At 65.8% G+C, this 21949-nt stretch carries 15 protein-coding genes; all 15 read right to left on the bottom strand.

The features are described 5' to 3' along the window. Window positions 1–109: 109 nt before the first annotated feature. Window positions 110–1462 carry an ATP-binding protein gene (locus V1318_RS01905; protein ID WP_332937237.1) on the bottom strand — a complete coding sequence of 451 codons (1353 nt, stop codon included), beginning with the start codon at window positions 1460–1462 and terminating at the stop codon, window positions 110–112. Window positions 1463–1472: 10 nt separating this feature from the next. Next, entirely contained in the window at window positions 1473–5234 is a 3762-nt protein-coding gene (locus V1318_RS01900; RefSeq protein WP_332937236.1) for a DUF4157 domain-containing protein, read from the bottom strand. Window positions 5235–5246: 12 nt separating this feature from the next. Next, window positions 5247–6089: a hypothetical protein gene (locus V1318_RS01895; RefSeq protein ID WP_332937235.1), complete on the bottom strand. Its 843-nt coding sequence runs from the start codon at window positions 6087–6089 to the stop codon at window positions 5247–5249. Between the two features lie 7 nt (window positions 6090–6096). Next, window positions 6097–6912 carry a fibronectin type III domain-containing protein gene (locus V1318_RS01890; protein ID WP_332937234.1) on the bottom strand — a complete coding sequence of 272 codons (816 nt, stop codon included), beginning with the start codon at window positions 6910–6912 and terminating at the stop codon, window positions 6097–6099. A gap of 42 nt (window positions 6913–6954) precedes the next feature. Continuing rightward, a complete protein-coding gene (locus V1318_RS01885; protein ID WP_332937233.1) occupies window positions 6955–8445 on the bottom strand; it encodes a hypothetical protein in 1491 nt (496 codons plus the stop codon). A 231-nt stretch (window positions 8446–8676) separates the two neighbouring features. Continuing rightward, entirely contained in the window at window positions 8677–10218 is a 1542-nt protein-coding gene (locus V1318_RS01880; protein WP_332937232.1) for a contractile injection system tape measure protein, read from the bottom strand. Further along, window positions 10208–13627: a hypothetical protein gene (locus V1318_RS01875; protein ID WP_332937231.1), complete on the bottom strand. Its 3420-nt coding sequence runs from the start codon at window positions 13625–13627 to the stop codon at window positions 10208–10210. The genes V1318_RS01880 and V1318_RS01875 overlap by 11 nt, the downstream gene beginning before the upstream one ends. After that, entirely contained in the window at window positions 13624–14691 is a 1068-nt protein-coding gene (locus V1318_RS01870) for a tail fiber domain-containing protein (RefSeq protein WP_332937230.1), read from the bottom strand. Before V1318_RS01870 ends, V1318_RS01875 begins: the two co-directional genes overlap by 4 nt. 34 nt (window positions 14692–14725) lie before the next feature. Continuing rightward, window positions 14726–17989 (bottom strand): hypothetical protein, encoded by a 3264-nt coding sequence (locus tag V1318_RS01865; protein WP_332937229.1) that lies wholly within the window; start codon window positions 17987–17989, stop codon window positions 14726–14728. Between the two features lie 2 nt (window positions 17990–17991). Further along, window positions 17992–18405: a GPW/gp25 family protein gene (locus V1318_RS01860; RefSeq protein ID WP_332937228.1), complete on the bottom strand. Its 414-nt coding sequence runs from the start codon at window positions 18403–18405 to the stop codon at window positions 17992–17994. Between the two features lies 1 nt (window position 18406). Then, entirely contained in the window at window positions 18407–18694 is a 288-nt protein-coding gene (locus V1318_RS01855) for a PAAR domain-containing protein (RefSeq protein ID WP_332937227.1), read from the bottom strand. A gap of 17 nt (window positions 18695–18711) precedes the next feature. Next, entirely contained in the window at window positions 18712–20463 is a 1752-nt protein-coding gene (gene vgrG, locus V1318_RS01850) for a type VI secretion system tip protein VgrG (RefSeq protein WP_332937226.1), read from the bottom strand. Further along, entirely contained in the window at window positions 20460–21221 is a 762-nt protein-coding gene (locus tag V1318_RS01845) for a hypothetical protein (protein WP_332937225.1), read from the bottom strand. The genes vgrG and V1318_RS01845 overlap by 4 nt, the downstream gene beginning before the upstream one ends. Next, window positions 21221–21442, bottom strand: coding sequence for a DUF5908 family protein (locus V1318_RS01840; protein ID WP_332937224.1), 222 nt, complete (start codon window positions 21440–21442; stop codon window positions 21221–21223). Before V1318_RS01840 ends, V1318_RS01845 begins: the two co-directional genes overlap by 1 nt. Next, window positions 21442–21945 carry a phage tail protein gene (locus V1318_RS01835; RefSeq protein WP_332937223.1) on the bottom strand — a complete coding sequence of 168 codons (504 nt, stop codon included), beginning with the start codon at window positions 21943–21945 and terminating at the stop codon, window positions 21442–21444. Before V1318_RS01835 ends, V1318_RS01840 begins: the two co-directional genes overlap by 1 nt. Window positions 21946–21949: the final 4 nt, after the last annotated feature.

Raw genomic sequence — 21949 nt, 5'->3', positions numbered from 1 at the left:
ATCGGGGCGCAATGGTCCCTGCCCTCGATCGGCGGTTCCTCCCGGAGCCCTCCGGCGAGCCGTTACCACCGGCGCATCTGGCCGCCCGATGCGCTCCGTTCGTTGCTGGCTATTCCAGCTTGTTCTCTTTCGTATTCTCGCGGCGAATGCCGTCAAGGAAATCCTGCGCACGCAACACGCGTTCATCGCGGGAAATGGCCTGCAGCGAAACGTAGCGGATGACGTTCATGATCACGCCGCCGCTCATCTCATAGCGATTGGCGATCTGAGCCAGATCGACGCCCGACTCCAGCGTCGCCGTGGGCGGTAAGCCCTTCTTCCAGATGAGAAGGCGCTCGCTCGGGCGCGGCATCGGAAAGTGGATGAGGTGCTCGAACCGGCGCGCGAAGGCTTCATCGACGTTGCCCGCCAGGTTGGACGCGAGGATGATCAAGCCTCCGAAGGTCTCGATCCGCTGCAGCAGGAACGAAACTTCCTGGTTGGCATAGCGGTCGTGCGCGTCGCGCACCTGGGTGCGCTTGCCGAACAAGGCGTCCGCCTCGTCGAAGAACAGGATCCAGTTCTTGTGCTCCGCCTTGTCGAACAGCGCCGCCAGATTCTTCTCGGTCTCGCCGATGTACTTGGACACAACCATCGAGAGATCCACGCGGTATACCTCCCGGCCCGTGCTCTTTCCGAGCAAGGATGCGGTCACCGTCTTGCCCGTGCCCGGAGGGCCGTGGAACAGCGCGCGACAGCCGGGGCGCAGCTTGCGGCGCATCTGCCATTCGTCGAGCAGCACATCGCCCTTGCGCACCCAGGTTTCCAGCTCGCCGATTTCCGAGAGCGTGCGCGGCGGCAGCGCGAGGTCGCCCCACTCCATGGCCGTTTCCATGCGCTGCGCGGGAAAGCGCAGGCTCATGCGAGGTGAGCGAACCTTTCCGCTGATGAGGCGTTCGGCCTGGTCGGCATCCACCATCAAGCGGCCGCTCATCGGCGGATCGCCATCCACTGGATCTTCCAGGTAGACGATTCTCTTCTTTACCAGCGGATGATCGCCGCCTAGGAGCGTCTGCCAGTGCATGCGAGCCTCGAGGTCGTCGCCCGCGAGCAAGAACAGCGCCGTGTCGCCGGTCGGCATGAATCCGCGATGCTGCTTGCCGCGAATGCCGCCGAACTGGGGATAGTCGCCCGTGCCGGGATGCACGCGTTGCATGATGGAATCGAAGAAGTCGGGCTTGATCAGCGGCGCGAGCGCGAGCATCAGCAGTATTTCGGATTGCGCATCCGGTGCGTGCTCGCGTACGAAATCGCCGTAGTTCGAATCGTCGGCGCGGATAAGCGAATGCGCGACGGGATCTGAAAGCTCGCCCTGCGCGCCCATGTGGGCGCTCAGGCGGGCTTCGAGCACCCTTTCGAACTGATGGAATGCCAGCTCGAGCGAGCCGCGCAACGACGTCAGCGGATGTATATTGGCGTTCATGGATTCCACGTCAGTTCAATCCCCATTCGTCGCTGCTCGTCGACAACAGGCCCTTGGTTGTGGACAGTTCGATGCCGTCTTTCATGTTGATATGCAGCGACCAAGGGTCGACGGGGCCGGCGGTTAACAGCTTCCATAGGCCTACCTTAGAAAGCTCGACATTGGTGACGCGGTACACGTGCTTCTTGTCGACGAAGATGTCGACGGTGACGTGGGTGGGCGAGTACTTGAGCTTGAAGAGGTTCTCGTCGACTTTCTCGACGAAATCCATCACTTTCGGGATGCTGATGTAGATCTCGACGCCGGATGGATACGAATGTTCCTGACCCGGCGTGCGTTTGCACTCGGAGGCATCGAGGGTCTTGTAGCCGGACGTTCCGGCCGGCCCCGCCCCCTTGTCGGCCGCGGCCTTGTCGCGTGCGGTCTTGCTCTTCTCTGCGCGCTCCTGCTCTGCCTTGGCCTTGGCCTCGCGCGCCTTCCGCAAGGACTCGGTCGACTCCTTGTACGCCTGGTCCGGCCGATACTTGTTGCGGTCGTAGAACGCGATCAGGGTCTCGTCGCCGAGAATTCCATCGGCCTTTAGCTTCATGGATTCCTGCAGGTCGTAGATGGCGTTCGCGAACTCGTTGGAGTCCGCCGTTACCGGCTTCTTGTAGGCCGCCGTCGTATCCCAGTTATAGAAGACCATCGGGTCCCAGCCATGCATCTTCTGCAATGCTGCGTTGCTGCGAGTGGCCTTTGGATAGTCGATCGTGCGTTCTTTTGCCTTCGCCTGCCCGGCAGCCGCATTGCTGGCGGTCGCGCCCTGCGCGGCCTGGCTGGTTGCGGCATCTAGGTCGATCTTCTTCGATGCCGGATCGCGCGACCGGTCGAGCACCGTCTTGATCTGGCCGAGATCCAGTTTCTTCGCCTGAACCTGCTTGATCAGCTCCTGCAGGTTCTCCTTGGTCACGGGTGTGCCGTCCTTCTTGACGAACGCCTTTTGCAGGTCGGCCATCATCTGCGGCTCGTTCTCCTTCTCCCACTGGGCGCGGTGGTCTTCCATTTCCTTGGTGCCGGCCTTGATTCCGACTTCCTTGTACTCGAAGTCGTTGGCATCGAAGGGCTTGGATACGTCGCAGTGATACTCCTTGAGATTCTCACCCAAGGCACGATTTATAAGCGACTGGTAGTAAGGCGCCGCATACGCGCGGACCAGCTTGCGTACCTGCGGCGTGACGATGTTGTCGTTGAACCATTGCGTGCCGACCACGATGCCCAATGCGGCGCCGATGCCGATCTGCGCCACCAAGCCCCACAGGCAGCCCAGTGCCGGCGGCGTGAGGCAGGAGATCACCTGCACGCCCACGCGTATCAGATCGATGACCGTGGTGGCGATGTCGATCCAGCGCTGGGTGTCCTTCACCAGTACGAAGAGCTCTTCGAGCTTCTTGATGCTGTCGCCCCATTCGGTGTCCAGGCGGTCCTTGAACGCCAGGTAGTCCTTGCGAGCGTGGCAGAGCTTCTGTCCAAGAGCCGTATTGATCAGCTCCTCCTTGAACTTGTTGACGACCTTGTCCATGCCCTGCTGGAAGCACTCGGCGAAGAAGTTGAAGCTCTCCATGATGAAGGCCGAAACCGCGATCTTCGACGCGGCCACCACGACCTGGATCAGGCGCTTCGCCCAGCTGACGCCGGCGACCTGGGAATCCGAGATGTCGCGTACCTTCTGGCGCACGCCGTGCATTTTTTTCTTGAATTTCTCGAATATCTCGACGGCCTTGTCCCAGGCGCCGCCCAGCATGAAGCGCACCCGGCCGAGCACCTTTCCGCCGAAGCCACTCCAGAACATCATGGATTTGTACTCGCGCACTTCGGTCTTCTGGTTCTCCGGGAGCGGCTTCCCCGACTTTCCGAGTTTTCGCTCGAAACGCAGCTTGTCGCGATAGTTCTGATGCTTGCTTTTCATATCGCCGCGGAATTCCGTGGCGAAGGCCTTGCGGTCTTTTTCCCATTGGGCGCTATCGTCCGGCTCCTTGCGCTGCACCAGCGGAACGGCCTGGGGAATGCCCTTGGTCTGTCCCATCTTGGTGGTGCCGGTATGCGGCTTGTTGAGGGCGCTGCGCACCGTCATCAGCTTCGGCCAGTACTTCTGGTGCCAGTCCAGCGGCTGTCCCGTCAGGCCCTTGGCTGCCAGGTCGTCGTACAGGTAGATGCCGGAACCATGTCCGACTTCGGCCACCCACAGGCGGCGGTCCTTGAACGTGGCGGGCGCGAACGGGGTCTTATTGGCGGTCTCGAAATTGTCGAAGTTGAGCCCGTCCGGGAGCGTCAGCTTCAACCGGTTCACGGTGATGCTGGAGCGCGTGGCGCCGCCCGTGATCTTGTTGATCTGTACGACGAAGGCCTTGTAGCCTTTTTCGTAGTGTCCCAACTGGTCCCAGCCGTCGGCGAGCTTGGACGTGTCCGCTGGCTTGATTTCTCCGAGCGTCACCGATTCGGGGAAATCGCCCGTCAGTATGCGTTTGACGCCTTTGGACTTCGACTTTGTCACGCCAGGCGGCAACACCAGGGAGGGGCTCGACTTGATCTGTTTTATCGGCGCCGTGTCGGTGACCTCCGGGCTGTTCATCGACACCACGTCGTCTAGGCTTGCGACCTTGTTGTAGCCCTTGATTCCGGTGACGGTGTGCGACGGCGACGACTTGTACAGATCCGCGACGCCGATCTTGTTCAAGGCGCTCTCATAGCGGTTCGCGCCGGGAATCGCCGCCTCGGTGACCAGGTCCTTCTGCGGATCGGCGCCGCGCAGGATTTTCTCGAGCTCGCCGTGTACCTGGGTTCCGCTCACGTTATGGCCGTAGTACCACTTCCTTTCTGGTGGATCCGTGGCGCGCGCGATCGTGTCCGGTCGCGCGCGTTCCTGCACCATGCCTCCCCCGCCGCGCGGGCCGGTCTGCTGCACCACGTGCGTGAGCTCGTGCGCCAGCAGGTGCTTGCCCGAATCCGTGTCCGGACGGTATTGGCCCGAATTGAAATAGATGTCGCTGCCGGAGGTGAACGCGTAGCTGCGAATGTCGCGATTCATCGTTTCGGCGTGCGACCCGGTATGAATGCGGACGCCGGAGAAGTCGTAGCCGAAGCGGGATTCCATGAACTCGCGCGTCTGCGCGCCCAGCGCCACGCCGCTCCCGCGCGAGGCGTCCATGCGCGATTCGAAATCCGTAGGCATGGTGCCGTCGGGATTCGCGCGTTTCGGGCTTACCTTGTCCGCCGGTTTCTGGTCGGGCTGCTCCTCGAACTTTGCCTCGCCCGGGATGGAATCTTCCTTTTCGACATCCTCCTCGTCCTTCTCTTTCTCGTCTTCGAACTTGCAGGTCTCGGCGCCGTCGCGCTGCAGCTGGGCCGGCTCGGCCGCCGAGATCTTCCCGACCGGCGAGTCGCTGCGCATCACCATGTCCGCGTTGCGGTCCGCCTCCTGTTCGAACCGGTCGCCGGGAGTGCCTAATGTAAGCTTGGGCTGCAGTTTGACGTTGTCGGAACAGGCGCATTTGGCCTGAATGCTGCGCGTCGCATCCGCTCCGCCGGCCAGGTCCGCGTGGCGCGGCTGCACCTGCACAGGCTCCTCGACGTCGGACTCGATCTGGCGCTGAATCGTGTCTTCAGCGTCGCAGTCCGCGCACTTCGCCTGGACCATCGGCGTGAAGAACGCGGGCGCAGCCGAAGTGAGTCCGCCAAAGAACGGTTTGGTGGCCTGGCTGCTGGATTCCTTGGTGGCGGTGCGCGTCTGCATATTGTGGCCAGCTCAAAATCTCTTCCTTAGCCCGGGAAACAGCCTCAACAAGTCGGCGCTCAGCATGATCTGGAATCCCTGCTGCTTGAGGTCAGGCATGCCCGGCGTCTGGTTCATAAGCCAGGTCGGTTCGTATCCCGGCCCCATGCCCGGCACCATCATCGGGTACGGACTCAATGACTTGAACGTCTTGCCTTCCGCCTTCAATGCGCCGCCGAAGAAGTCGAGACCGAACTTCCCGCCGGTGAGGCTGAAGCCCTTGCCCGTGGGGTCGTAGCTCGACTCGAAGCCGAACGTGGCCGCCGACGGAACGAACGACGGACGGTTCTTCCACAAATTCAGGTAGGGATTCAAGGTGAAATCCGCGGAGAACTCGGTGTCTTTCTTGCCTGCGCCGGGCAGCTTGTAGCTGAAGCCGTTGATGGGCGAGTACGGGATCCATCCCAAGGGCTTGCCTATGTTCACCCCCGAGAGGCTCTCGCGCAGTTGCGGATTGGACGCGAACGCGAGGCCGGCCACGCCCAGGTTCACGCCGAGGAAGCTCAGCATCGCCGCCTTCTCCATGGGGCTGGCCCTGTCCCACAGCGTGTACTTCAGGCTCGCGAGCCGCGGCTCGTACCACTTCTTGAACGACTCGTTCTCGGCGAGTTTTTCGCCGGCGGTCTTGAGCCCTTCGGTGATCGGATCCTTCTTTTCTTCCTCGGCTCCGGCGGCGGGCGCGTCCTCCTTCTGCACCGTCGGCGCACCGCCGGCCGCAATGGGCTTGAAGAAGGGATCGCTCCCGCCCTGCGGCTTGAAGAACGCCGCGTCGCGGTTCTGCGTGCCCTCGACTTGCCTGCGTTTGCGCTTGCTCATCTGCCACCTAGTGAGGACGGCCCGGTGGACCTTCGGCGGGGGTTTGCACCAGCGAGATGCTGGAGAACTCGCTGGCGTTGCCCGCGCGATCGAAGGCGCGCACACGATAGCGGTAGCCGACATCGAAGCGCAGGTTCTCGGAATCCGAGGCGCGTGTCGTGGCGACCGACTTCAGTGTTCTGAAATCCGGGCAGAACTCCCCGTCGCAGCGCTGGATCTCGTAGCGCACCACGCCGGAATCGTCGGTGGCGGCCTGCCAGGAAAGGTCCACGGTCATCCTGGTCAAGGGCGCGCCGAACCTGAACTGCGCCACGAAGCCGGCCGGCGCGGTGGGCGGCTGCGTGTCGACCACGGCCGGCGCTATCGACAGTAGATAGGTTCGGCTGCAGGTGGCGCCGCCGTTTTTTTCGGAACCCACGACCAGGCTGAAACTGAAGCTTCCTTCGAGCGACGGCGTTCCGGAAATCCGTGCGGATTCGGAATCCGGCACCGGCGTCTTCGGAGATCCGGTCGGCAAGCGCAGCGCCAGGCCATTGCAGCGGAACTCGGCGCCGGCGGTTCGTTCCTCGCAGCGGGCGCCCGGGCTGGTGCCGGTCGGCGCGTTGCCGAACGCCCAGAACCTGCGATCGCCCTGGCTGTTGAGCAGCTCGATGCGGGAGTCGAAGGCGGTGCCCGCCTTGGCCAGGAAGACATGCGTCGGCAGTTGCGCGCAATCTAGTTCGAAGTCGATGTCCTGCGGCGCCGACCAAGCGTTGCCGGCCGACAGCAAGGCGGACAAGGCCCACAGCAGCGATGCCGGGCGGAGAGAATATCCGCCCGGCATCGGTTTCGCGCGTGATCTTGGATCACCCATGTTCCGCTCCGGCTACTTCTTCCTGAACAGCAGGAACAGCAGGATCAGAATCAGCACCAGGATCAGCCACCACCACTTCTTGAGCAGTTCGGCCCAGCCGCCATCGGTGGACGGGGGCTGCGTGACCGTGGGCGGCGCGGGGCTGTACCAGGTACCGGTGCCGATGGGCTTGAAGGCCTGCATGATCTCGTAGCTCTTGCCGAAGCCCTGGTGACCCGTGACTTTGACGTCGTACACGCAGTCGGCCTTCTGCACCGAATCGGTGACCGCCGCGCACGCGGCCTGCGCGACGGCTTCTGTGGCAGGCTGCACCGACGTCTGCCCGGCCAGGTCGCAGGACTGCGGTGAGTTGCGCGGCCACTCATCGAGGGTGAAAGTGGCGGTGTTGGTGCCCGGCGCGTAGTCGAACAGACTGGTGGTATCCGTCACTCGCCAGGCATCGGCGAATTTTTCGTACAAGTCCTGGTAGCGCTGGTCGGTGGACTCGGGCATGGGTCCGAGTGACGTGCCATCGGGCAACGCCGGAATCCAACTACCTTCGGGGACAACACCCATCGTTCCCCGGGTAGCCGAAGTCTGGTAAACGTTCACGTTCAGGTACCAGATGTTCGGCCCGCCCCAGAAAAGCGGCGTGGCCACGAGCTGAGTGCCGCGCGCGTCGATGATCTCGATGGCGCCGTTGGCGGCCTTTCGGATGTGCCCGTCGATCCCGCCCGTCGCCTTGCCGGACGTACTGCTGTTGGCGCTGAGCACGATGCCGGCGTCCGACAACTGCACCAGCTTGCCATTGACGCGAAGCTCCATGCCATTGCGCGATTCCTCGACGTTCGGGTTGGGCTGCAGGGTGACCCGGCTGCTGCCCACGCGAGCAGCCACGGCCGTGTATACCGCGACGCAGCCATTGACGGGGACGGTGGCTGTGGGCACCGCGGTCTGGCGTGTCTGGATTTCCAGTCGATCCTCGCGCAGCGCGGTGAATTCGCCGGCACTCTGGAAGTCGTAGTGCATGCCGTTGACGGTGTTCAGGTGTGGTTCGCCCCAACCGCCGCCGTTGGCGGTGACGCGGAACAGATAGGTGCCCTTGCAGGTCTTGGAGGTGTCGGCGGCGTCAGTGGTTTTCAGGCTGAACTGGTCCTGCTCGCCCAACCCTGCCGCGGTGCCGGTGATCGTGGTCTTGGTAGCCGACGGGTGGATGACATCCGGTGCAGGCACCGTCACCGTGAGGCCGGCACAGGTGTACGGGCTCGCGCCGGTGCAGGCCAGGTTGCCGCCCGAATTGGTGAACTCCCAGTACGCGTCCTTGTTGGTCTCGATGTCCGTCGGCGAGATCACCTCGCCCGGCTTCGCCGCATACGAGTATTCGAAGTCGGCGCACGGGATGATCAGGTCCTGCGCATCCGCCCGCGCCACGCCAGGGCTGCCGCTGGTGGCGGCGACCATCATCATGATCGCTGGCAAACCTAACTGCCAGGTCCTGCTGGACTTCTCTCTGGTTGCTTTCATGGGTCACTCCTATTTGGACGCTGACGTTGATGGGCCGGCGCTGGGTCGGCGGTTCCTTGATATCGATCTGCTACTCACGCTCGCTACTCTCCTTGTTTCCGCTGCCCGGAGATCGGGCGGCTGCTCCGGCGGTCGACTGCAGACATCGCGGTCTACGTCCGACGGTCCGGCCGCGCTGCCGATGGCGCGCGAGGTCGGTGTCGCCGGTGTCCGTGTTCATCGCAACCTCGTCTAATCCAGCCATCGCACGAAGATCCTGTCGTCGAGCCATGGCAGGCCGATCACGCCGAAGCCCCAGGGCAGACGCGTGAGCAGCACATCCTGCGCGCGCCGCTCCACCGTCACGCGGTGACCGCCATCCACCGTCTCGAGCTTGCCGTCGCGCTGGAAGAACTGGCTGCGCAGCCACGGGACCGAACTGCTGCGCAGCGCCGTCCAATGGCCCAGCACCGCCTCGAGCAGCGACCCGCAGGCCGCGATGTCCGGCTCCTCGAGCCAGCCGCGTTCCACCGGCGCCTCCAGATCGATACCGGTGAGCAGCTTGGCGAAGCCCAGTTCGTACTCCGGCGGCTCGGTATGGCCGGTGGCGAGATAGCCGAGCAGTTGCGCGCCGCGCTGGCGCGCCTCGTCGTCCACGAAGCGTCGGCCTTCCAGCAAACCACGGTCTTGGAACAGGGCCTGGAGGAAGGGGTGCAGCAACAGGATTCCCGCCCAGGGCAGATAGACGATCTCCCCTGTCGCGGCCTCGGTCTCGCGCAGCCGCGACTCACGACGCTGGCGGGCCGGCGCGGCTGTCGCTTGCCCAGGCTCGCTCGCTACGGATGCGGCTGGGGCGACATCTTCCATCTGCTGGGGCGCGGCCGTCGCTTGTCCAAGCTCGCCCACGATGGGTGCGGCTGGGGCGACATCTTCCATCTGCTGGAACGCCGCCGCGCACCACTCGCGCCAGGGTGCGGGCAAGATCGCCGGGTTCACCGGCCTGATGAAGGGGGCGGAGTCGCCTCCCGTGGATCCGCCCGCCGCGCCGGTTTGCCGGCGCGATCGCTCCATCACCAGCTTGCAACGCTCTGCCAACAGCGTGCGAACCAGCGCGGCGCCGGTAGCGCTGCCGCGCGGCGCCATCGACCACGCAAGCACCGCGGCCCAGAATTTCGGGCGCCAGCGATGACCCATCGCCGCGGAGTCCGAGGGCCGCAGCTCGCGCAATGCGAGCCTGCAATCCCGCAGCGGGACGGCGTCCGCGACCAGCGACTCAAGCGCTTCGTCCTCCAAAGCATCGATAAAACGCGTCGCTGCGCGCGGTTGCTCGCGCAGGAGGGAACGCAATGCTTCGATGCGTTGCGCATCGGCCGTTTCCAATACCTTCGACCAGCCCGAATCCGGGGCCGTACCCCACCAGGGCAAGCGGCCATGCCGCAGGAAGAATACGAAGGCCTCGAACTCTCCCCCGCCCTCCTCGGCCGTCTCCGCGGCTCGTTCCCGCTTCGCCTTGGCGGCATGGCTTTGGAGTTGCCTCCCCAGTTCGGTCAGCAGGCGTCGCTCGAACTCCGGCGCCCAGTCGTCGCCTTCGATGCGGCCTATGTCGATCTCCAGCCGCTCCAGCCGCAGCAGCTCGTGCGCTGGCGCCACCGCATCGAACATCGATGTCATGCCGGCGAGCAAAGGCTCGCGGCAGGCGCGCGCCAACTGCTCCTCGATGCCCGGCACGGCCGTGGCATCGCCGACCGTGAGCTCGAATACCTGCCGCTGGATACGGTGACGGTTAGGCGCCATTGGCGATCGCGTTCAGCGCCTCCACCAAGGAGTTGCGCGCGGCGGATACGTCCGCGGTCGCCGCGCCCGGGATCAGCACGGTGTCCAGCCAGGCGTGATAACGGGTCTCGAAAGTGTCGAAGCTTGCCGTCGAGGCGCTGGCCGGCGATTCGCGATCCACCCAGAACACCTTCACCAGCAGATGAGCCGGGCAGCAACGCTGGACCAATCCCTCCACGTGCCGGCGGAACTCCACGCTGCGGAAGCGATCCGGCGTTACCGGGATGCGGGGAGCGACGGCCGGGTCCAGCGCGAAGTCGCGTGCATAACCCGATGGCAGCACCAGGGATAGGCGATGGCTGTAGGGGTCGCGCTCGCGTCCCTTGCCTTCGGGTAAAGACAGGAATGCGTCCGCGTTCGTGCGCGGCCGCAGCAGCACGTGATCCAGCAGATAGAGCGTCTCGGCGCCGTACTCGCGGCTCAGCAGCGCGACCGCGGCTTCGATGCCGGCCTGGGCCGATGCGACGTCGGCGAAGGTACCCGGCCCCACCGCCAGCAGCACTTCCGTGGGGTCGCGCAGCTCGATCGCGAACTGATTGCCGGCGGCGGGCACCACGCGATAGTTCCATTCGTCCAGCCCGTAGCGGAGCACGCGGCCGATGGACTGCTCGGCCAGCGCTACAGCGCCTGCCACCGTGGTGTCGTCGTAGCGCACATCGCTGGCCAGCAACACCGCCCCCGCGGGCATGGCCTCGCGCAGCCGCCAGCGGCGGCCGACGAACCCTGGCGGCGCGGGCTCGTCGAATATCTCGAAGAAGTCGCCGATGGGGCGCAGTGCGCGGCGCCGGCGCGCATCCCTGATTCCGCTGTGATGAGCCACTCGACGTTCGAGCGGCGACAGCGAGGCCTCGGTGCGCCCTGCGGCGAACACAGCCGCCAGCGCCGGCGCGGCCGCGTTCGCGGCGGCCAGCGAGGCGAAGGTCTGGAGGCTCTCCGCGATGGGCTGCGCCGCGGCCCCGCCGCCATCGGTAAGCCGCAGCCGGAAAACGCCGCCCCCCTCGTCGAAGCCGGCGTAGTTGCTCGCTCGTCCAGCGAAGGCAAAGGCGCGCTCGGCCGAGATTTCGGCCATGACCTCGGTTTCGTCGGCAGCCGCGCCGCGCAGACGCGGCTGGCCGTCCGGGCTCAGCACCCAGCGGAAGCCTGCCGCGACGCTTTCGACGGCGAGAATCTGGGCGTCACGTCGGAAGGGGTTGCTGAACGCCAGCAGCCGCAGCGCGCTGAGCTCGGGCGTTTCGCGCAGCAGCGCGGATTTCAGCCGGAGCAGGCGTGTGTTGGCGGCTTCGCGCCGCTCTGCGATCAAGCCTTCCTGTTGCGCCGGCGGCAAAGTGCGTACGTCCAGTTCGACGCGCGCCCAGCGATGCACCTCCTGCGCCAGCGCAGTGGCCTCTTCGCCCTGGCGCGCGAGCCGGTAATCCAGCACGCGGTTGCGCCGGTCGAGCAAGCGCTCGCGGGTTTCGGCGGCGTCGCGCAAGGCGCGCGCGACCGCGTTGTCCGGGTCGGCGATAAAGGCGGCCCAGTCGCCGCCGGCGGGAAATCCCCGCAGCAGCCGCTGCGCGCCCGGCAGGTCGAAGGGCGGCCGCGTGAAGTAGGTGGTCCCCGCCTCGCCGCTCCCGGAGTAGAAGCGGTTGATATTGCCCAGTTGCGCGGTCATGTCGCCCAGGAACTGCTCGAACAGGAGCAGATAGCCCTGGAGCTGACGGACGGCGGCGTGTCGCTCGACGCTGGCGCTGTCCGGCAGCGGCGTGTCGCCGGTTCCGAACAGCGCCGGCAGATCCATTTGCAGCGGCGTGTAGTCGTCCACCGGCAGCGCGTCGCCGGCAACCACCGGCCAGACGGGCGATGGATCGTCGGTGAAGGCCTCGTTCAGTGCCTGCTCCTGCATGCTCTGGAACAGGCTGAGCACCCGCGCGGCGTCGTAGACCACCTCGACGTCGTTGCGCACGGCGGTGATGCGCGACTTGGCCAGGCTCAGGCGCGGCCGGTAGCGAGCGATCTGCACCAGGTGCAGGCAGTCCTCGGCTCCCGAGGTGATGGGCCGGTTGTTGATGAAGTTGGCAAGAGTGAGGTCGGTGACGGCGACGATGTCACGCGCCGCCAAGTTCTCCTGCGTGACCACGTCGGCACCGCCGGCGCCACGGCGTTGCATGATGAGCCGTAGGATGTCGGAGGTGTAGATGACATCCGGAACGGCCCGGCCGCTGGTGGCGCGGTCGAGGAAGCCCCGGCGCAGCAAGGGGCCGTCGTAGATCGCTTCGGGGTCGGACTCCACGGCGCGACGTTCCGCCAGCGAATGGAAACGCACATGCGGCGACAGCATCGTGTCGATGTCCATGAAGATGCGCGCCAGCAAGGCTTCGATGTCGATGTCGCCGGTTACCTCCAGGCGAGCGCTCACGCCGATCTCCTGCACGCGCGCCAATCCGATGCGCACGGCCTGTTCGCCGAGATTGCGCCAGCCGTCGACGTATTCGGCCAGTTGGGCGACGGCTGCGGCCGCATCGCGTACGCGCATGGCGAACTGCGCCAGCGTGGACCCGGGCAGGTTCGATTCGATCGCCGCGCGTGCCGCGACCAGGATGGCCGGCACCACCAGGCCCGGCTGCGCGATCCGCTCCACCACGCGCAGCAGCACCCAGGCTTGCACGCTGCCCGGGGTGCCGGAGATGTCCGTGTAATTCACCTGAACGCGGCCGAAGAAGCTGAGGTTCTCTGGCAGAGCGCGCCAGAATTCCCCGGCATCGGGGACCATGGCGATGGAATCGAGCGCCACGGGCTGGCGGAAAGGCGCGGCCTCGGGGTCGTCCCAGTACGGCAGCGCCACTTCGACATCCCAGGTATCGCCCGCGGCCAGCACCGGCAAGGCATAGGTATTGCTGTTGAGCTCGCGTTTGAAGAGCTCCACCAGCACCTCGTAGAGCCCGGCGGTGCGCGAGCGTACCGGCCCCAGGAGCGGTGGCACGTAGGTCAGCGGTGGATCGGCATCCGCTTCGTAGAACGCGACCTCGTTGTCCGCCGGATGGAAGATCCGCGCGTCGCTGACCAGCGGATGATCGAGCAGCAGCGCGCGCAGGTCCTGCGCGTTCACCGGCCCCACCGGCAGCACCCGGTGCGCCGGTTCGAACTCCGCCTCGCCATGGACCTCGCCGCTGCGCAGCAGATCGGCGATGTCGAGCTGCAGCTTCAGCCCCAGCTCGGTCATGGCGTAGCTGGCGACCTCCAGCAGCGTGATGCCGGGGTCGTGGAGGTTGTGATCCGTCCAGCTGTCCTTGGCCCACAGCCGGATCGACCGCATCCCGTCCTCGCGCAGCCTGGAATAGTCCAGACTCACCCGCTCGGGCGGCGCAGCCGAGATGCGCAGCATGTCGTTCACCGCGCGGCCTGCGCCTGTGCGTCGCCCAACGCGCGTTCCAGCGTCTCGACCTTGTCGGCGAGTTGCTTCACCGCGTTGATGAGCACGTAGGTGAGCGCCGAGGGATTGAACACGCGCAGGCCATCCATGCCATCGTCGTTGGAATCGGCTGGAAGCCGTTCCACGGTCTCCGGCAATACCTGCTCGATCTCCTGGCCGAGGACGCCAATGCCTTCGAGACCGGCGCGGGTGCCCGCCAGGCCGTTGTAGCGATAACGCACAGGCCGCATGCGGCGTAGCTCGGCCAGCCCGGCGTCCAGGTCGCGTACCTCTTCCTTCACCCGTGCGTCGGAGGTGAACGCCCAGGCGCCGTTGCCGTCGTTCTTGAACGCGCCGCCGGCGACTTGGAACACGGCCGTACCCGAACCGGCGAGTTCGGACTCGGAGCCGACCACCACGTTGCCGTTCACGGTGATGCCCAGCCGCACGGAGTTGCCGCCCTGGCGCAGGCTCAGTACCTGCCCCGCGGCCGCGTTGAGGTGCACCACGCCGGTGTTGGACTGTCGCAGCGCGTAGCTGGCGTTCACCGCCGTGACGTTCGCCCCCAGCGCCTGGTGCCCGTACACAGCGAAGGAGCTGAAGGCGGCGCCGCCGCTGCCGACCATCGCGTTACCGAAGCGCACCTGTTCGGCGGGCCCGGTATTCGCGCCCAGGACCACTTCGAGCCTTGCCCCCGGCTCCGCCGCGGCCGTGTTGATGCCGACGCGTCCGGCGCTGTAGGCGATCGCGCCCGCACCGCCCACCGTCGCGAATCCGCCGCCACTGCCGCCGATGTTGCTCCAGCCAGCGCCGTTGTTGACCTGCACTTGGCCGCCGTTGAAGCGCAGCCCGCCGGGGATGTTGGCCACGGCGCTGTCGCCGAGCCGCAGCCCGCGCGACAGCATCAGCGTACCGTCGGAATCCAGATCGAGACCGTCGGTGGCCTTGTTCAGAAAGCTGTCGATAAGGTCGGCGAAATTGCCGGCGTCCGGCCGATCGCCATTCTTGAAAACTCCCTTAAGGAAGTCCCGTGTTTGACCGCTCATAGGTCGCTGCTCCGCTGTGTGGATGTTGGAAATCTCATGACGCTTCGAGCCCGACTTCGAAATCCAGGTCGACGGTCATGTAGCCGATGCCGAGAGTGGTCACGCCCGAGCACACCTCCTCTCCGGGGGCCACGGCCGTGATGAGGTGCTGCGGGTGCGAGACCAGGATGGCGTGCGCCTGCGTGGTGCCGGCCGCCTCGACCGCGCGCCCGACGATGAAGTCGTCGCCGATGCGCATCTCGCCCAGGCCGGGCTTCGGACGCGCGTAGATGATGAGGTCGTCGGCTATGACCATCGTGCCGATGCCTTCCGCCTTGGTGCCCGAATACGTGTGATAGATGCGCAAGCCGACCAGATGGTCTACGTACTCGCGCCCTTCGATGAACGCGAGGATCTCCGAACGATAGATGCGGGCGCCGAACTGGATGTCCTCCCCGTCCTGATACGCCCAGGGCGACAGGAAGCGACGCAGGTCCTCATTGAGCACGCCGCTGTAGTAGCCCGGGTCGCGGCCGCGCGCGAACACCACCTTGGCTTCGACGCAGATGCGCTCGAACACCGGTCGGATCACGTGCAGCTTCAGGAACGGCGTCCCTAGGCCGTCGAAGTAGTCGGCGATGCGCGCCAGCAGTTCCTGTCCCGCACGCGGCTCCAGCGGATTCGCAGCGCCGCCATGGCGCAGGTTGGGCACCACCACGAGCGCCGCGTGGCCGGCGCGCACGATGCCGTCGGCGTCGGTGTGCGGCAGGCATTTGGCCTTGAACACTTCCGAGAAACGCTCGAGCGCCAGACGTTCGATGTCCCAAGGCGTGACCGGCCGGCGTCGGTGGCGCAGGCGCTCGCTGGCACGGCGGATGTAGTCTTCGTCGCTGTCCGGGCCGCGGCCTTCGAAGGAGGCGCGTGGTTGGCCGACGCTGCGGATGGCGGCATTGCGTTGAACCAGCGCTTTGATGGTGGAGGCCGGCAGACCCTGACGCAGGTGCGCCGCGAAATCCGCGAGCGGCGCCGCGCTCGGCTCGAATCGAGCCAGGGCGGCCTGCGTGCGGATGGACAGCGTCCGCGCCGCGCTGTCGGGCGACTTGTCGATTGTCGCTCGCAACCACACCAGCCCGGACTGCAGGCTCTGGTGCCCCAAGGTGGCCTCGGCGGGAACGTCGATCGCGATGATGCCGGCGCCCTGGAATCCCTGCGTGCTGTCGATGAGCAGCGAACCCGCGCTCAGCGGACGCCATTCGTCGCCGGTGCCGAGATAGCTCCATTTCGTGTCGCCGGCGGCCAGCACATCGGCGGCCGTGGCGGTGCCGGCGTCGATGTCGAAGTACAGGGTGAGTGCGCTGGGCGGCTTCAGGTCGCGGATCCCCAACAACAGCTCTGCGCGCGTATCCAGCCTCGGCACCAGCCGAGCCTGCGCGACGCGCGTCGCGCGAATGGCGCCATGCGGGCCGACCACGAAGTACGCCGCGGGTTGATCGTCATTGGGCGCCAGGGTGGCGGTGGCGTGATAATCGATGGTCAGCGACTTCAGCACCGGCGTGTATGGCTCGCTGGGCAGCAGCGGCTTCGGTCCAGCGGTCCACGTCGCCAGCGCGATGGCCTGGTTGGCGTAACGCCGCGCGAACACGGGGTGACCGAAGGCCTCGAACGGAACCACACTGGCGAAGGCCGCGAAATCGTTACGCGTCGGCTCGCTGAGCACCAGACGCGCGAAACCGGCTCGGCTCTGCGCCGTGAAGGTCTCGGGAACCTGCAGGTCCGGTTGTTCGCGGTAGTCCAGCCCCTGCAGCGCGAAGCCGAATGCGCTGGCATTCGCGGTGATCGCGTTGACGTCGGTGGTGACCGGCTCGAACAGGGTCTGGTTCACCAGCAGCCGGCGAAACACGCGGTCGTGCAACAGGTCCACGGTGACGCGGAAGTTGTTGGCGAAGGTGTCCGAAAGAACGTTGGTGATGGTGTCGAAGTAGCCGCGATAGTGTTCGAACAGGTCGTCGGGCGGCGACTTCCACTCCAGGTTGAACGTCAGCGAATCCAGCTTCTTCGAGAATACCTCCGCACTGCCGACGTAGAACACGCTGCCGATGCGCGGCTGGCTGCCGAACAGCGGCATGGGCTTGTTGGCGTCGAGCGGGGTGTCGTCGTTCTGCACCACCACGCCGCGCAGGCCGCTGACTTTAACGGCGAGGTCGATGCGCTCGACATTGAAGCGATCGAAGAGATCGAAGGCGCCGGACGCGCCGCGCACCAGGCAGCGCAGCATGGGGCGATCGCTGACCACGCCGGCGCCGTGCAAGGCAGGATCGAAGGCGACGATGGCGGGCGACGCCGAGCTTATGTCGACGATCAGGTCCAGTGCAGGCAGGCCCGAACCACCATCGGCTATCAGCGTCGCCTCGACGTGGTCCGGCGTCAGCCATCCCTCCGCGCCCGACAAGGCGACGGTGACCGCCTCGTTGAGGCCCTGCGTGTTCAACGGCTCGGCGGTGGGCATGCGCAGGTGGGCGCGCAGCGTGATACGGCGCTCGCCCTCGGCTAGGCTGAGGACGGGCGCGGCCACGGCAAAGCCCAACGGCGCCTCCTGCATGAAACGCTGCGAGACATCGAGATCGAGCTGCTTCCGGCCGAAGGTGTAGCCGCCCTGCCCTTCGAGCGCGGAGAAGCCGTCGGCGACGAATACGCGCCGATGATGCTGGATGTCTTCCTCGACTACCACGCGGCGCAGCTGCGCCACGGTCGCCGCGTTCACCACGATCTCGTTCTGCAAGGCATAGGTCAGCGGGCGGCCCGCGCCGTCCTTGCCGCCGTCCAGCAAGGTGCCCGCCGGCAGGCGCGTCGCGGCCGCGTTCTGCGCCAGCTCGAGGATGGCGTGTACGGAGTCGCGCTCGGGCGCGTGGGGCAGCAGACCCAGCTGCTTCACGTAGTAATGCAGCAGGTGGCGGCGCGTAAGTTCGTTGAGATCGTCCTGCAGGTGCTGGAACAGCCTGAGGAAGGCGAGGAACAGCACCAGGTGCGGCGGCCAGTCCGAGCGCGAGAGCAGCAGCAGTTGCAGCTCCTCGGTGGGGCGAATGCGGTCGGTGCCCGGTACCAGCAGCGCTTCCAGAAAGGCCTGCCAGTCTCCGGTGGATTGACCGGATAGGTCGTAATAGCGAACCTCGGCCGCCACACGGCGCGCGTAGTCGAGCAGGTCGGCGAGCGATCGCTCGTCCGGCACCACGTAGTCCGCTTCAAGCCCAGGCAGCAACCTCTGCAACTGGTTTGTGCCGTCGGGCCGTAGCAGGTTTCCATAGCGGCGGAACAGATCCATAGTCAGGCCTTCGTCTCGGGATGGTCGAGGTAGAAGGGATACACCTGATTGGTACGCGTATCGGTGGCGCGCACGGTGTAGTCGAGGCGGATCAGGATGAGACCGCTCTGATCGGTGGCGGTCTCGAAGTCCACGCGGTTGAGCTCGATGCGCGATTCGTAGAACAGGATGGCGCTCTCGATCTCGTGCGCCAGGTACGACCCGAAGGACGTGGACAGCGGCTCGAACATCAGCGCGTCGCGCTTCCAGCCGAAGCCCGGGTGCATCACACGCTCGCCGATGCGGGTGGACAGCAGGATGTCGAGACTCTGGCGGATGTCGTCCTCGGCTTGCGCCATGCCGACGCTGCGCCCCTGGTTGTCGAAAGTCACCGGGAACGACCAGCCCTTACCGAGGAATTGAGGGTTGTCGGCCACGTCAACCTCCGATCATCACGGTGAAGCATCCGACGACGATGCTGCCGCCGTGCGCGGTGCTGTCGCCCAGGCGCGCCGCCGGCATGCCAGCGATCATCACGCTGCCGCTGCCCGCCACCACGGAGTCCGGTGGGCCAGCGCAGGTCAGCATGTCGCCGACGCGCAGTGCGGGCATGCCGCCGATCATCACCGTCGGCGCGCCGGGCAAGGCCGGCCCCCCCACGTGCGGCACCGTACCGGTGACCAGTGGGCAGACGTGCATGTCGTTGGCGCGGGCGGCGGGCGGCATGGCGGTCGATTCGTTCCTCAGTTGATCATGACCATCGACCCTTTGAGGGTCAGGTTGCCGCTGCTGGAGACCTCGGCCATGCCCTGCGCCTTGGCTTCCAGCGTGGTCTGCGACTCGAAGGCGATCTTGTTTCCCTTGGCTTCCAGATTGGTCTTGGCGGTGACGGCCACGCCGTTCTTCGGGCTTTCGATGACCACGCCGTCCTTGCCCAGCACCAGCTTGTTGCCGTTCTGGTCTTCGAGCGTGATGCCGCCGTCCTCGTCGCTGAGGACGATGCGGTTATTGCCGGGCGTCTTCAGCGTGATCGATTTCTTGTCGTCATCGAACTCGAGCGTGAGCCCGCTGCGCGAGACGTAGGCTTTCTGGTGGTTGTCGGCGGTGGCCTCGATCGGCGGCGCCTTCTTGCTGCTGTGGAGCATGCCGAGGATCACCGGCTGCGACGGGTCGTCATGAAAGAAGCCCAGCACCACCTCGTCGCCCTTCTCCGGCCGGAAGAACGTGCCGCGCTTGTCGCCGGCGTCGAGCGTGGCCACGCGCGCCCATACGCCCTGCTCGCCCATGCCGGCCAGCGGCACCTTCACGCGCACGCGGTGCTCCTTGCCGGGATCGTCGGCCAGTTCGGTGACCACGCCCACCTGCAGCCCATGCACGGCGGCTGCGAGACCCGCTGCCGGCAGGTGATTCATCGACACGCGCGCCGCATGCGGCTCGCGCGGCAGTCCGAACTCGGCATCGGTGGTCCACCTGCCCGAGCTGAACTCGTGGCGCACGCCGGTGACGTACACCTTGCCGTTGAAGCGATCGCTGAAGCGCGAGAGCTGCAGCAGCGCGCCAGGCTTGACGGCCGTCAGGCCCTGGAATCGCACGCGGCCGCGAGCCGCGGCCATCCGTGCGCGCAACAACGCGCCGTCGGCCCATTTCTGCAGTTCGTCGTTGGCCAGGCTGCCGCCATGCCAGAGCACGTCCTCGGAGCGGCCGGCGGCGGCGCTCAACGTGGACGCGCTCAGGTTGCCGTTGCCGCTCCATCCCGGATCCGCGGCATTGGCTTCCTGCAACGCCTGTTCCGCCGGGTCCCATGCCACGGCGCGAATGGCGCCCGACTGGGTGCGCGCGTCGATCTCGGCGTCGAACTCGAGCACGGTGAAGCCGAAGTCGAGTTCCGCCTCGGGCTGCCCCTCCAGCGCCGGTTTGATCGTGCTGACCTTGCCGGCTTTGGCGAAGCACAGTTGCCCAGCCGCCTCGATGCGGCTCACGAGGAAATCCCAGTCGCTGGACTGGTACTGCAACAGTTGCGGATGCTTGACGTCGCTACTGGCGACGGCACCTGCGCTCACGCCGGAATCCGGGTACTCGCCCAGCAGTTTGGATGCCACGTCGCTGTCGCTCATTTCCTCGAAGTAGCGGTTGCGGCGGACCAGGGTCATGACGAACACCGGGTCGCGGCACTCCACTTCCAGCCAGGACGCGCCGTCGCGCGACACGATGCGCTGCGTGAGGATGACGCCGCCGAAGATGGCCTCGGTTTCACCGTGGTAGCCGGCGGATACCTGGATCTGGTTGCCCGGGACGAACAACTCGCCGGCGCTGCGCGCGTACGTACCACGCGCGGCGTCGCCGTCGCCGACGCGAAGACGCGCATAAGGCACCCGATTGGCCTGGCTGACCACCTCCACGCCCTGCAGGGCCACCGTGCGCGGCAGTTCTATGCCGTTCACCTGCACGGTGAGCGTGATGACATCGGTGGGACGAGCCACGGGCAACGCGCTCATGTCTTCACTCCCACCGGTGGAAAAGCCACGCGACTGGCCGGACGCAGTCGCCGGAAGTTCACCAGCCTGTTCACGCGCGCCACCTCGAGATACAGCTCGGGCTTGCCGTAGATGTCGTGCGCCATGCCCGGCAGGGTGTCGCCGTCGCGCACGTCGCGCAGATGCGTTAGATCCGGAGAGGTGGCGTTCTTCTTGCGCTCGGCCAGCGCTTTGGGCACGTGCTCGCAGAACGAGCAAGTGGCGATGGCGCGCAGCGGCGTGCCGTCGGGCCTGAACAGCGTGTAGCGGTAGTTCGCCGAGCTCAGCACGCAGGGGAACACCAGCGTGCCCCAGACCATGAGCAGCTCGCGCGGCCGATGGATGGTGCCATTGAACTCGTAGGCCAGCCGCTCGAACTTCCGGATCTCGTCCATGACCACGAATTTCTTCGGGCCGGACAGCGCCGAGGCAACGGCGCCTACCAACGGAACGTCGCCGAGTTCGGAGGATTCGGGCACGACGCCGGTACCGTCGAACAGGAATTCGAAGGAGAGATTCGCCGGCGGGGTGTTGTTGTACAGCGCCTCGGTGGCGGTATCGCCCTGCCCTGTGTGCCGCGAGTAGTTGATGAGCTTGTTGAGCGTGTAGGTCCCCGGATTCACCTGGAGAACATAGGCGTCCTTCGGGTCGTCCGAGGGGGTGGGCTTGTCCTCGGGCTTGGCCGCCGGCTTGAACGCGCGCAGCGTGAGTTTCTCGAGCTTGCCCTTGTCGAACAGCATCAGCGTTCCCCCTTGCGCTCGAGGATGCGCATGACTTCGCGCACGCAGGCCTGCACTAGGTCGCCTCCCGGCGACGCGGAGTCGCCGTTGCCGACGGGCGTCCCGTCTTTGTCCTTGCCGTCCTTGCCTTGGGGCAAGCCGCAGTTGCCGGGACCTCCGCCGCCTCCCGCAGCGGGATCCACCGTGGCGCGAATCACAAGTTCGCGGATCTCGATGGGCATCAGATGCTCACTCCCACGCTGCCCGCGAGCGCCGATGCCGCGTCCAGCGCCACGCTCGCCGGGTCGTAGTACTTGAAGTACTGGTATTGCAGCGCCAAGGACTCGACCAGGATCTCGTTGCTGCCGGCGTTCATGCCGGAAATCTCCAGCCGCTTCGGTACCGCGCCCACCACATACCAGTTGTAGAGGGGCAAGTGCTCGTCGTCGAGCAGCGAGATCAGCACGTTGGTGGGCTTGTATTCGAACTCCTCCATGGCCTTGCGCGCCCAGTGCAGAACGCCCGAACCCATGAACTTGCCGCGCTTGAGCGTCAACTCGCCGAACTGCAGGCCCTTCGGCAGCTGGTGCGCGTAACGGTTCTCGCCGCCTTCGGGCCAGCTTTCGAACTCCGTGCTCACGGTCAGCCCGGATACTTCCTGCCAGCGCGTGTCGTACGGGAACTGCGGCAGCAGTTCGAACACCACCAGGAAGTGGAAGCCCGGATGCGGGTAGCTGAGGTCCATGGGA

The sequence above is a fragment of the Lysobacter sp. CCNWLW3 genome (assembly GCF_036697405.1).
Classification (GTDB): Bacteria; Pseudomonadota; Gammaproteobacteria; order Xanthomonadales; family Xanthomonadaceae; genus Lysobacter.
The sequence above is the reverse complement of the archived record's forward strand: the minus strand, read 5'-3'. Positions and strand labels throughout refer to the sequence as shown.

Excerpts from the sequence above, each read along its gene's own strand:
- V1318_RS01905 (WP_332937237.1), bottom strand. The coding sequence starts at position 1,462 with ATGAACGCCAATATACATCCGCTGACGTCGTTGCGCGGCTCGCTCGAG.
- V1318_RS01885 (WP_332937233.1), bottom strand. The coding sequence starts at position 8,445 with ATGAAAGCAACCAGAGAGAAGTCCAGCAGGACCTGGCAGTTAGGTTTG.
- V1318_RS01870 (WP_332937230.1), bottom strand. The coding sequence starts at position 14,691 with ATGAGCGGTCAAACACGGGACTTCCTTAAGGGAGTTTTCAAGAATGGC.
- V1318_RS01865 (WP_332937229.1), bottom strand. The coding sequence starts at position 17,989 with ATGGATCTGTTCCGCCGCTATGGAAACCTGCTACGGCCCGACGGCACA.
- vgrG (WP_332937226.1), bottom strand. The coding sequence starts at position 20,463 with ATGAGCGCGTTGCCCGTGGCTCGTCCCACCGATGTCATCACGCTCACC.
- V1318_RS01845 (WP_332937225.1), bottom strand. The coding sequence starts at position 21,221 with ATGCTGTTCGACAAGGGCAAGCTCGAGAAACTCACGCTGCGCGCGTTC.
- V1318_RS01900 (WP_332937236.1), bottom strand. The coding sequence starts at position 5,234 with ATGCAGACGCGCACCGCCACCAAGGAATCCAGCAGCCAGGCCACCAAA.
- V1318_RS01840 (WP_332937224.1), bottom strand. The coding sequence starts at position 21,442 with ATGCCCATCGAGATCCGCGAACTTGTGATTCGCGCCACGGTGGATCCC.
- V1318_RS01855 (WP_332937227.1), bottom strand. The coding sequence starts at position 18,694 with ATGCCGCCCGCCGCCCGCGCCAACGACATGCACGTCTGCCCACTGGTC.
- V1318_RS01835 (WP_332937223.1), bottom strand. The coding sequence starts at position 21,945 with ATGGACCTCAGCTACCCGCATCCGGGCTTCCACTTCCTGGTGGTGTTC.
- V1318_RS01895 (WP_332937235.1), bottom strand. The coding sequence starts at position 6,089 with ATGAGCAAGCGCAAACGCAGGCAAGTCGAGGGCACGCAGAACCGCGAC.
- V1318_RS01880 (WP_332937232.1), bottom strand. The coding sequence starts at position 10,218 with ATGGCGCCTAACCGTCACCGTATCCAGCGGCAGGTATTCGAGCTCACG.
- V1318_RS01890 (WP_332937234.1), bottom strand. The coding sequence starts at position 6,912 with ATGCCGGGCGGATATTCTCTCCGCCCGGCATCGCTGCTGTGGGCCTTG.